This is a genomic window from Roseomonas indoligenes (assembly GCF_017813365.1).
Classification (GTDB): domain Bacteria; phylum Pseudomonadota; class Alphaproteobacteria; order Acetobacterales; family Acetobacteraceae; genus Roseomonas; species Roseomonas indoligenes.
The window spans coordinates 481,913-492,745 of the sequence record NZ_JAGIZA010000002.1 but is presented as its reverse complement, the minus strand read 5'-3'; the positions used below and the strand labels follow the sequence as shown (position 1 = coordinate 492,745).

Below are 10,833 nucleotides of genomic sequence, written 5' to 3'. Positions count from 1 at the left end.
GGCCGCCCAGGCCTCATCAGACAGCCAGAACAAACGCGCCATGTCCACCTCCTGATCAGCCAAACCCGATCAGGAGACAAAAACGCCAACGAACGTAGAGAGTTGTTTGGGTTCCCTACCTAGTGCCGGCCGCCGCGTCCCCCAAAGCCCCGCGAACCGCCGAAGCCGCCATGATGAAACCCACCGAAGCGGCCGGGGCCGCCGCGCCAGTAGCCGGGACCACGGCCGTACCCGTAATAGCCCGGGCCGCGCCATCCCGCCCGGTAGGCACCGCCCCAGCCCCAGCCGAGACCCAGCCCGAGGCCCCCGCCCCAGGCGTAGAAGGGCGCGCCGTAATACCCGTACCACAGGGGATCGCCCCACCAGCCCGGTCCGTATTCGGCATAGGCGGGGGGCGCGTAGTAGGCCGGATAGCGGGCCGGCGCCGCTGCAACGGTGTTCCCGCGCGCGGCCATGCACTCGAAGTAGGAGGCTTCCGGCGAGGCCGTCGCCGGTGCTGGGCTTGGCGTTGCTGCCGGGACCGTGGTGGCGGGCGCTGTCGTGGATGCGGGAGCCGGGGTGGCCGCCTGCTGGCGGCAGGCGGCGTCATCCTGCTGCATCGCCTCGGCGGTCTTGTTCGGGCCGGGATAGGCGACGAGCGGTTCCGGCACCACCGCGCAACCGGAGAGCGCGCCCGCGCAGAGCAGGGCGGAGAGGATGGGAAGCCTGGACCGACTCATGGGAGTTTGCCGTGCTGGATTGGGAGAACACGGCAAGAACGCCCGAGGCGTGTTCTTCGTCCATCGACGAAAGGTAACACCTCGAGGATCGGCGGAATCATGGCAGGCGATGGGGATCGTAACCATGAAATTCAGCTTGGGGCGCAGACGCCTGCGGACCTGCCGTCCTCAGTTGGAACCTGGCCATCGCAGCACCCTGGGATGCGCCAGTCCCCTTATGCCAATCCACACGCCTTGTTCCTGCTGCGATGATCCGGGCGCAGGGGGTATTATCCCCTGTCATCCCGTCGGTGCAGCCTCAGAAGGGCACGGTCAGGCTGATCGAGCCGAAGGCTTGTCCACCTCGCTGCCCGTCGAACTCGGAACTCTGCCAGACATGGGTGTAGGCGAGCCGCGTTCCCCGCCAGAGGATGGCGGCGCCCACCTGCGCCTCCCCCACGAACCATTTCCGGTCCACGCTGGCGCTCTCGCGATAGGTGCTGCCGTCGAGGAACAGGTTTCGCGCCACGGCCCGTCCGCCAGCGCCGCCGAAGATGTACCACCCGAAATCATGCTGCGGACGCTGGAGAGGGGAGCTGGAGATCGCCGGCCGGATCCGCGCCGGCCCCCAATCCGCCCCCAGCGCCGTGCCGATGCGCACCAGCCCGCCCGCCCCGGCGTAGGTATAGGCTGTGCCGAGGGCGAGGTTCGCCACCGGCAGCACCTCGGTGTCCAGGCCCGCGATCCGGCCCGTCGGCATCCGCCACTGCCGCTCCGCGACCACCCCGAAGGTGACCTCATCCCGCAGCTGATAATCCCAGCCCTCGGCGTGGTACTTGTTGATCACGTCGTGCCAGCGGTTCTGCGTGAACTCCCCGCCCGAGGCCGCGCCCACCACGCCGAGTTGGAAGGAGAGCGAGGTCCGCGTCGCCGCCGTCTCCCTTTCCAGGTTCAGCGACCCGAACAGGTGCCCGGCATAGGGCCGGTCCGTCGGGTCCGGCACATGCCGGCGGATCTCCTCCGGCGTGAAGATGGATTGCTCCAGGGAGAGCCCCCAGCGGAACTCGCCCGGTCCCAGAAGCCAGGAAAAGCTCCGATCCAGCCACGCAACCGGCCCGGCGGGCGTGGTGGCCGGGGAGGTCCAATGCAGCATGAGGCCGTTCGTGTAGTAGCGGTCCGTGCCGCCGAACATGTCGTTCTCGTCCCCCAGCGTCAGCGTACCCCCCGCATAGGGCGAAACACGCGACGCCTCTTGCGCCGAAGCAGCCTCCACCAGGAGCAGTGAGAGCAGAAGGGGGGAGGTGAGGCGCAAGGCAGTACGGAACATGCTGTCATCCCGGCAGTGAAGGCCGCTCGGTAAACCTCGGAGGTGGATAGAGAAAGGCCTGTTCGCCGCCATCCTGCTGAGGTGATCGCGCCTTCAAGCCCGACAGCTGTTCCGGCAGTGCTGGTGCACGGACGCTGTTGAAGTGATCAATGAACCGGAGCGGTGCCTCAGATCGATCCGCTCGTCTCGCCCGCCCCGCCCCGACCGGCAGGGCTTTCGCCTTCGGGCATTCTGCACCGTGCCAGCAGCTTTCCATGGGCCGGCCACTTCCTGCTGGCACTGTGCCTCACACGGCATCCGATTCCCGTCCAGCAGCGACAGACTGCAGCGGCTGAGATGGAACCGCGCTCGGCGCAGATCCTCCCCTCCGGCATCGATGCGGGGCCCGGCCGGCGAAGCCGGCGGGTTCGAGGGTAGCGCGAGAAGCGCCGGCTTCCCTCATGGCCAGTCTGGCCTGTCACGCATGGCGCAGTTCCTGCCGTCGCCCCCCGCCGGGCTTGTCCCCATCGCGTCGAGAGGGGTGGTCGCCAGGAGTCTGGCGGGACCGAGATGGCCGACGAGGACGGGCCGGCGCATGGGGTCTTTCCCCTGGGCGCATCACCCACGGGATCCGGGATGCGGGCCTGACCGAGGCGGGGTAACGGGAGCTGGAGCATCGGGCAAAGGCAAAGGCCAGAGCCAGCGGCAGAAAAGATGCAGCCGGTGCCCCCGGAAGACCCGCGATGTCAGGAAGTTGGAGCGGGCGATGGGAATCGAACCCACGACATTCAGCTTGGGAAGCTGACGTTCTACCTCTGAACTACGCCCGCGCTCCGAGGTGCCACAACACCTAGCGCAGCACCGCCCCCCGCGCAATCCGCTGCCCAGGGGCTGTGGGCCTCACAGCAGCCCTTCCCGCTTGAAGGACAGGTGGCGCCCGTTCCCGATGATGAGATGGTCATGCACCACGACGGAGAAGATTTCCCCCGCCCGCCGGATCTCCATCGTCATTTCCACGTCCGAACGGCTCGGCGTGGGGTCGCCGCTGGGGTGGTTGTGAACGAGGATCAGCGCCGTGGCGTGCAGGTCCAGCGCGCGCCGGATCACCTCCCGCGGGTAGACCGGGGTATGGTTCACCGTTCCCTTCGCCTGGGCCTCGTCCGCGATCAGGCGGTTCTTGCTGTCCAGGAACAGGATGCGGAACTGCTCCACCTTCTCGCGCGAGATGGCGGCGTTCAGATAGGCGAGCAGCCGGTCCCAGTTGTTCAGCAGCGGCATCTCCGCCGCCTCGGCCTTGGCCAGGCGCAGCGCGGCGGCCTGGACGAGCTTGAGGGCGGCGACGCTGTGCTCCCCCAACCCGCGGGTGGCCATCAGCTCCGCCTGCGGGGCGGCCAGCACGGCGGCGAAGCTGCCGAAGCGGTTGATGAGCGACTTCGCGAGGGGCTTGGTGTCGCCCTTTTTGAAGGCGAAGAAGAGGAGCATCTCCAGCAGCTCGTAGTCGGCCAGGGCGTCCGGCCCGCGTTCCAGCAGCTTCTCGCGCAACCGGCCTCGATGCCCCTGCGGGCCGGTGCTGGCGAAGGGGCGGTCCGGGATTCCTTCCGCCCCGCGCCCGCGCGGCGCGGCGCGCCAGTTGCCCCCGCTTCCACCACCGAAGCCGGGCCGGGTGGAGCGGGCCCCCTCCTCCACCAGATCGTGCACGCCGCCGAAGGCGCCGAGATCTTCGGCGAAGCCGGGTGGGCGTGCAGCAGGCCGGAGCGGCGCCGGCGACCGCCGGCGGAACAACTTCTCCAGCCACATGCCCCGTGGAGTCCCCATCCCGAGTCGCCGGCCGCCATCCTGGCCGCCCCGTGATCATGATTCCGTGAGCGACAGCCCGACTCAAGGTGGCGGCCGTCGTTTCGGTGCGGCCACGCGGGTCTTGTTGCCGGAGGCAGCGGGGACTAGCTTGCCTTCACCAGTCCCCTCCGGGTGGCCGGTGCTCGCGATTTGTCGGCCAGCTTGCGGCGAGCTTAAAGAAACGCGCTAAACGGCCGTGGCGGGGATCCTCTCCCTGCCCGACCGGGCCATCCGTGACTTGATGGAACGCCCGCGATGCCCAGGACCCTTCCGGACCAGCCCCTCCGCCCCGCCACCCTCCTCGTGCGCGGCGGCCAGAATCGCTCCTCCTTTGACGAGATGTCGGAGGCGCTGCACCTGACCTCGGGCTTCATGTACGAGAGCGCGCAGCAGGCCGAGGACACCTTTCTCGGCAACGTGCAGCACTACCAGTACTCCCGCTTCGGCAACCCGACGATCGAGGCTCTGCAGAACAAGCTGGCGGCGCTGGAAGGCGCGGAGGCCTGCCGCGTCACCGCCTCCGGCATGGCGGCCGTCCATTCGACGATGCTGTCGCATCTGAAGGCCGGGGACCGCGTGGTCGCCTCCCGAGCCCTTTTCGGCTCCTGCCACTGGATCGTGTCCTCCCTGCTGCCGCGCTACGGGATCGAGACGGTCTTCGTGGACGGCACGGACCTCGACCAATGGCGCGACGCCTTCAGGACGCCCGCCGCGCTGGTCCTGCTGGAGACGCCCTCCAACCCCATGCTGGAGCTGGTGGACCTGCCGGCGGTAGCCGAGATGGCGCATGCCGCCGGCGCCATCGTGGTGGTGGACAACGTCTTCGCCACGCCGCTGCTGCAGAAGCCGCTGGAGCTGGGTGCCGACGTGGTCGTCTATTCCGCCACGAAGCATTTCGACGGCCAGGGCCGCGTCCTCGGCGGCGCCGTGCTCGGCACGAAGAAGTGGGTGGACGAGGTGCTGCAGCCCTTCATCCGCAACACAGGCCCGTCCATCTCGCCCTTCAACGCCTGGGTGATCCTGAAGGGGCTGGAGACGCTGCACCTGCGGATCCCCGCCATGTGCGCGAATGCGGAGAAGCTGGCGGCCTTCCTCGCCTCCCGGCCGGAGGTGTCCCGCACCCTCTACCCCTTCATGGACAGCCATCCGCAGCAGGCGCTGGCGAAGAAGCAGATGTCCGCCGGCGGCAGCCTCGTCACCTTCGACATCGAGGGAGGCAAGGAGGCCTGCTTCCGCGTGTTGAACGGGCTGAAGCTGATCGACATCTCCAACAACCTCGGCGATGCGCGGAGCATGGTGACCCACCCCGCCACCACCACCCACATGAAGGTGGGCGCGGAGGAGCGAGGGCGGCTCGGCATCACGGACGGCACGGTGCGCTTCTCCGTCGGGCTGGAAGATCCGCAGGACCTGATCGACGACCTGTCCCAGGCGCTCGACGGGCTGCGGGCCACCAGCGGCGGCAGGGCGGGCGGCGTCGCCCGCGCGGCCTCGCCGGAGCGCTGACCCGCCATGCCGCCCGCGCCGCCGCGATGGACGCGGCGGCGCGGGCGATGGCAGGCTGCGCGGCCGGACAGGCGTGGAGGGAGATGCCGATGACCATCGAGACCTGGCTCGCCGTCGTCCCGGCCGCGGCGCTGGCGATCCACGCCCTTGGCTTTGCGCTGCGACCGGCGGCTCGGCGCGCACGCAAACCCGCGGGGGCGGGGCGGGCCACCGCGCTGCCGGAGCGGAGGGGATGAGCGAGCCCGGCGCCTTCACCGCCGTCACGCGCGGCCTGCGCGTGACGGTTCGCACCTTCTACCTCGCCGACAAATCGGAACCGGACGAGGGCCGCCATATCTGGGCCTACCGCGTCCGGATCACCAATGAGGGCCGCGAGGCGGTGCAGCTTCTCAAGCGCACCTGGCACATCACGGATGCCATGGGCCGCACCCAGCACGTGCACGGCGACGGCGTGGTGGGGGAGCAGCCCGTGCTCGAGCCCGGCGAGGCCTTCGAGTACACCTCCGGCACGCCGCTCGCGACGCCCTCCGGCTTCATGCGTGGCCAGTACCACATGGTGGTGCCCGCGACGGGCGAGGCCTTCGACGCCGAGATCCCGGCCTTCAGCCTGGACAGCCCGCACGGGCAGGTCACGCTGAACTGAGGGGTTGCGGCGGGCGCGGAACCGCCCCGCGCCCGGCCATCCTTCCGCTCGCCACCGACCCAACCCATGTTGATGGAAGGGTGCTGCCGCCGTGCCGAGTAGCCGCCTCCTGGGAGCCGAGCCTTGACCGAGCCGAAGACCGATCACGAAGCCCTTGCGGAGGCCCGGATCGCCACCCCCGCCGAAGCGGCCGGCCACGCCCGCCCGAGCCAGGCGGAGGCCGAGGCGGCGGTTCGCACCCTTCTCCTCTGGGCCGGAGACAACCCGGACCGCGAGGGCCTGCTGGATACGCCCAAGCGCGTCGCGAAATCCTACCTCGAACTGTTCGGCGGGTACGCCACCGACCCCGTGCAGCTCCTCCAGCGCTCCTTCGAGGAGGTGGCGGGCTACGACGAGATGGTGGTGCTGCGGGACATCCGGCTGGAGAGCCACTGCGAGCACCACATGGTCCCCATCATCGGGCGCGCCCATGTCGGCTACCTGCCGCGCGGCCGCGTGGTGGGCATCTCCAAGCTCGCCCGCGTGGTGGACGCCTTCTCCAAGCGCCTGCAGATCCAGGAGAAGCTGACGGCGCAGATCGCCAACGCCATCAATGACGTGCTGGACCCGATCGGTGTCGCGGTGGTCGTGGAGGCCGCGCACCAGTGCATGACCACGCGCGGCGTCCACAAGCACGGCGTGACGATGGTCACCAGCACCATGCTCGGCGCCTTCCGCGACGATCACGCGACGCGGCGGGAGTTCCTCTCCATCATCAACGGCCGTTCTGGCACCTTCGAGGGTTGATCCTCAGCCCGATGCCCTGACAAGGGCGTTCGCCAGCCCGGCGAGGCCGATGAAGGCGACCGTCTCGTCCCAGCGGTTCAGGCTTTCCGCCCCCGGCCGCTCCCGGTTGGCGGCGGCAAATCCGGCGGCCATGCCCGCCGCCGTCACCAGCATCGGCACGGGCGTCACCGGGCGCGCGGTGATCAGGTGGATCACCGCGCACCACAGCCCCGCGAAGCCAAGGAAAAGGAAGAACCGCGCGAGGGTCCGGACCGATGCCGGGTCCAGCCGGGCGGCGGGGTTCCCCTCCATCCCTAGGCCACCTGCCGGATGAGCGGCACCCGCTGCGCCGCCATCGCCTCCTCCCGCTCCATCACCCCGGCCAGGGCGCGGGCGAGGCGCGCGGCCGTGGCCGGCTCCGCCCGAGTCAGGGGCAGGCGCGGATGCGGCGCGCAGAGGCCGAGCAGCCTCAGCGCCGCCTTCACCGGCACCGGGTTGGTCTCCGCGAAGAGGGCGGCGTCCAGCGGCGCCAGCAGGTCCCGGATCTCCGCCGCCATGCCCATGTCCCGCGCCAGGAAAGCCGTCTGCAGCGCCGCGCAGAGGGCCGGCGCGACATTGGCCGTGACGGAGACGCAGCCCTGCCCGCCCATCGCCAGATGCGCCAGCGCCGTCGCGTCGTCGCCCGAGAGTTGCACCAGCCCCGGCCCGCAGAGCCGCGCTAGCCGCGGCGGGCGGGCCAGGTCGCCGGTGGCGTCCTTCAGCGCCGCGATCAGCCCGTCCTCGTAGAGTCGAGCGACGGTCTCATCCGCGAAGGCCACGCCCGCGCGGGAGGGGACGTCGTAGAGCAGGATCGGCAGCCCCGTCGCCGCTGCCACGGCCCGGACATGCGCGCGCAGCCCCTCCTGCCCCGGCTTCACGTAAGGCGGGGCGGAGACGAGCAGCGCGGAGGCGCCGACATGCTCCGCCGCGACGGCCAGCGCCACGGCTGTTTCCGTGCATGGCGCACCCGTTCCGGCCACCACCGGAAGCCCGTGCGCGGCCTGCACCACGCAGGCGATCACCTGGGCATGCTCCACGGCGGAGAGCGCGGGCGCCTCACCCGTGCTCCCGCAAGCCACCAGCGCGCCCGCCCCGCGCGCGGCGGCCCGGGCCGCGAGGCGCGAGAGGGCGGCGCGGTCGATCGTGCCGGCATCCCCGGCGAGGAAGGGGGTGACCAGGGCGGGAATGCTGCCCCGCAGGCCCGGAGGAGGGCGCATCCTCAGCCTCCCTTCCGGGCGGAGGCGAGGCGATAGACCATCAGCGCCCCTTCCGCCTGCCCGCGCAGCCGAACCCGCTCGAAGCCATAGGCGCGCAGGCGGGAGGCGATGGAACGACCTAGCGCCGCCGTGCCTTCGCCGATCAGTCGCAGCGCCAGGCGCCCGCCCGAGGGCAGCGCGCGCCGCGCACAGTCCGCCACAGCCCGCCCAGCCTCCTCCGACCGGATAGCGGGCGCGACGACGATTTCCACCGGATCGGGATGGGCCGGGGGCTCGCGAAAGGCGGAAGCACCGCGGCACCCCCGGTGCAGCGCGTCGCAGAGCGTCTCGGCGCCGGATTCACCGAGGCAGAGGACGCGGTCCTCCTGCCCCGCCCCCGCGGCTTCCAGCAGTTCGGCGCCGGCGCGGTGCGGCGTGGCACCCAGCGCCCGCAGGCTCGGCGGCCAGGGCAGCCCGGACCGGATCGGCCCCTTGGCCCTGGCCTTGGCAGCCTGGGACGGGGCCGGAATGCCTGGCAGTTCGAGCGGCGAGATGGCGAGATAGGCCATGTGATCCTCCACGCCACCAAGCTGCGGAGGAGACCGTAAAACCGCGATGTGGAAGAGGACCGGTCGGGATAAAGGCCGCGTAAAGGAGCGGCCGGAACGCGAAGGGCCGCCGGCCCTCTCGGATCGGCGGCCCCGGCTGGCTCAGACCCTTCCGGGCCCTGCAGTCCTCAGCGGCAGTCGCGCCGGTAGAAGTCCGCGGAGCGCTGCGCGCGCGCGGCGTCGGCATAGGTGCCAGTCATCGAGGCCTGCTGCTGCGTGCCCGCTGCATTGGCGAAGGCCTCACGGCAATAGGGATCGACCGCCGCTGCATAGGGAACGCCGGGGGCGGCGACAGGCGCCTGGCCGACATAGGCCGGCATCTGCGTGGCGTAGTCGTTCCGGTAGGTCGGCGGCACGGCGGCGACGCTCGGCGGCGGCACGGTGTAGTAGCCCTCCGCCGGGTAGGGGGCGCAGGCGGCCAGGCCGCCGGCCAGGGCCAGGGCGGGCAGGATCGCGAGGCGAAGGCTCTTCATCGACATGGCTCCTTCCAAACATGGGTTGGAAGGAGAAGCGCCAGTCACCGCGACAGGTTGCGCTAACCCCTGGGCAGGTCCTGGCGCTCGATCCCGCCCGGGCTGTCCACCGGGGCCAGAGGGGCGGTCGGCGTGGTCTCCAGCAGCCAGTCCCGCAGGTTGCGGCGGACCTGGAGCTCGAACTCCACGTTCAGGTCATCCATGGCGCCCACCATCACCGTCTCGGCGGCGCGGGAACGGGCGGCGGCGCTGCTGCCGAAGCCGCTGAGGCTGCGCCGCGACTCCGCCTGGGCGAAGGCTACGCGCCGCCCGGCATCCAGCACCTCCACCCCGGCGCGCAGCAGCACGGAGACGGAATCGCCGGAGCGCACGAGGCTCGCCGCCTCCACCACGAAGCGCGCCCTGTTGGTGGTGCCGGAGGGCACGATGCGGTCCCGCCCCATCCGCGCCACCTCGGCGGCCGGATTGATCGGCGCGGGGGGATCCACCCGCCCCTCCGGGGGCGTGTCCACCACCTCGAGATCCGCGACATTCAGCCGCAACGGCGTCAGCCAGGCATAGCCGGCCGGGCGGGCCGGCGGCGGCGGCAATTCCCGCCCGCCACAGGCCAGCAGCAGGAGCGGCGCGCCGAGCGCGAGGCGCCGCCCGATCACGGGTTGTCCGATCATCCTTCCGTCCAGTCCCCGAAACAGGCTACCGCGTTAGCCGATCGGCGCCGGTTCCAGAAGAGGCCCGCTCAGGCCCGACCCGCGGCGCCCTTCACCTCGGCCCGGTCGAAGCGGAAGGCGAGGTTGCAGAACTCGCAGGTCATGGTGATCTGCCCGTGCTCGGCCATCTCATCCAGATCGCTCTCCGGGAAGCCCTGCAGCACCCCGGCCAGCCGCGCGCGGGAGCAGCGGCAGCCATAGGAAAGGGCGCGCGGGCGGTCCACCAGCAGCCCTTCCAGGTGGAACAAGCGGTGCAGAAGCTGTTCCGGCGCCAGGGCGTCGTCCAGCATCTCCGCCTCCGTCACCGTGGCGGCGAGGGTGGTGGCGGTATGCCAGGCATCGTCCGCCTCCTCGTTCCCCAGCCCGTCGATGCCGCCCTCGGCCGCCACGCGCTCCAGGATCAGGGCCGTGGCGCGCCAGCCTTCCGGCGTGCGGCGGCAGGCCAGGCGCACGAAGGCCTGCAGCTGCTCGGAGGTGCGGAAATAGGCGTCCGTCATCTCCGCCAGCGTCTCGCCCTCGATCCCGACGATGCCCTGATAGCGGTCCATCTCCGGCCCCTGGTCGCAGGTGAAGGCAAGATAGCCCTTGCCCAGCAGCGCCCCGGCACTTCCCATCGGCGTGCCCTCGGACCGCGCGTAGCCGCGGATCTCCCCGGCATCCGTGCAATCCGTCAGCAGCATCGGCACCGGCCCGTCCCCCTTCGCCTGGAGCGAGAAGGAGCCGCGGAACTTCAGCGCTGCGGCAAGGCCGGCGGTCAGCGCGAGGGATTCGCCGAGCAGGCGGGAAACGTCCTCCGACAGCTCGTGGCGGGCGATGAGCGAATCGGCCAGCCCGCCCAGCCGAACGAGACGCCCGCGCACCGGCCGCCCCTCCAGGTGGAAGGGCAGGATGGCGCGCGGCACCACCATGTCCGGCACGGGCGGGCGGTCATGGTTCAGGAAATCGGGGGTGTCGGAGGGGCGGGTAACGTTCTGCACCCGCCCTAGATAGGGGCGTCCGGCCCCGCCTCACAGGGTGCGGAAGGCGCGGCGGGCGCATGGCCCGCCTGCGCCATCC

Annotated in this window: 13 protein-coding genes, 1 tRNA gene and 1 riboswitch; of the genes, 4 read left to right on the top strand and 10 right to left on the bottom strand. The window is 70.9% G+C overall.

Going from position 1 to position 10,833, the window contains the following annotated elements; genetic code table 11:
• Positions 1-119 precede the first annotated feature (119 nt).
• The 4 genes from J5Y10_RS04765 to radC form a co-directional block, all read right to left on the bottom strand.
• Positions 120-719: a hypothetical protein gene (locus J5Y10_RS04765; RefSeq protein WP_209371202.1), complete on the bottom strand. Its 600-nt coding sequence runs from the start codon at positions 717-719 to the stop codon at positions 120-122.
• Between the two features lie 298 nt (positions 720-1,017).
• Positions 1,018-2,025 carry a lipid A deacylase LpxR family protein gene (locus tag J5Y10_RS04760; protein ID WP_209371200.1) on the bottom strand — a complete coding sequence of 336 codons (1,008 nt, stop codon included), beginning with the start codon at positions 2,023-2,025 and terminating at the stop codon, positions 1,018-1,020.
• Positions 2,026-2,759: 734 nt separating this feature from the next.
• Positions 2,760-2,834, bottom strand: a tRNA-Gly gene (locus J5Y10_RS04755).
• A 70-nt stretch (positions 2,835-2,904) separates the two neighbouring features.
• On the bottom strand, positions 2,905-3,819 hold the full coding sequence (radC, locus tag J5Y10_RS04750) for a RadC family protein (protein WP_342452844.1): 915 nt from the start codon (positions 3,817-3,819) through the stop codon (positions 2,905-2,907).
• A 153-nt stretch (positions 3,820-3,972) separates the two neighbouring features.
• A riboswitch (SAM riboswitch) is annotated at positions 3,973-4,050 on the top strand.
• A 45-nt stretch (positions 4,051-4,095) separates the two neighbouring features.
• On the opposite strand from radC, the gene metZ reads away from it, so the two are divergent.
• From metZ to folE, 4 genes are all read left to right on the top strand, one after another.
• Positions 4,096-5,346: an O-succinylhomoserine sulfhydrylase gene (gene metZ / locus J5Y10_RS04745; protein WP_209371198.1), complete on the top strand. Its 1,251-nt coding sequence runs from the start codon at positions 4,096-4,098 to the stop codon at positions 5,344-5,346.
• Between the two features lie 89 nt (positions 5,347-5,435).
• A complete protein-coding gene (locus J5Y10_RS04740) occupies positions 5,436-5,582 on the top strand; it encodes a hypothetical protein (RefSeq protein ID WP_209371196.1) in 147 nt (48 codons plus the stop codon).
• Positions 5,579-5,989, top strand: coding sequence for a Co2+/Mg2+ efflux protein ApaG (apaG, locus tag J5Y10_RS04735; protein ID WP_209371194.1), 411 nt, complete (start codon positions 5,579-5,581; stop codon positions 5,987-5,989). The genes J5Y10_RS04740 and apaG overlap by 4 nt, the downstream gene beginning before the upstream one ends.
• Before the next feature lie 168 nt (positions 5,990-6,157).
• A complete protein-coding gene (gene folE / locus J5Y10_RS04730; RefSeq protein ID WP_209371287.1) occupies positions 6,158-6,775 on the top strand; it encodes a GTP cyclohydrolase I FolE in 618 nt (205 codons plus the stop codon).
• Between the two features lie 3 nt (positions 6,776-6,778).
• Here folE and J5Y10_RS04725 read toward each other — a convergent pair whose 3' ends face one another.
• From J5Y10_RS04725 to hslO, 6 genes are all read right to left on the bottom strand, one after another.
• Complete coding sequence (locus J5Y10_RS04725) at positions 6,779-7,066, bottom strand: hypothetical protein (protein ID WP_209371188.1); 288 nt, start codon at positions 7,064-7,066, stop codon at positions 6,779-6,781.
• Positions 7,067-7,068: 2 nt separating this feature from the next.
• On the bottom strand, positions 7,069-8,010 hold the full coding sequence (dapA, locus tag J5Y10_RS04720) for a 4-hydroxy-tetrahydrodipicolinate synthase (protein WP_209371187.1): 942 nt from the start codon (positions 8,008-8,010) through the stop codon (positions 7,069-7,071).
• Between the two features lie 2 nt (positions 8,011-8,012).
• On the bottom strand, positions 8,013-8,558 hold the full coding sequence (locus J5Y10_RS04715) for a hypothetical protein (protein ID WP_209371186.1): 546 nt from the start codon (positions 8,556-8,558) through the stop codon (positions 8,013-8,015).
• Between the two features lie 167 nt (positions 8,559-8,725).
• A complete protein-coding gene (locus tag J5Y10_RS04710; protein ID WP_209371185.1) occupies positions 8,726-9,070 on the bottom strand; it encodes a hypothetical protein in 345 nt (114 codons plus the stop codon).
• Between the two features lie 62 nt (positions 9,071-9,132).
• Positions 9,133-9,738, bottom strand: coding sequence for a hypothetical protein (locus J5Y10_RS04705; protein ID WP_209371182.1), 606 nt, complete (start codon positions 9,736-9,738; stop codon positions 9,133-9,135).
• 68 nt (positions 9,739-9,806) lie between these two features.
• Entirely contained in the window at positions 9,807-10,754 is a 948-nt protein-coding gene (hslO, locus tag J5Y10_RS04700; RefSeq protein ID WP_342452843.1) for an Hsp33 family molecular chaperone HslO, read from the bottom strand.
• Positions 10,755-10,833: the final 79 nt, after the last annotated feature.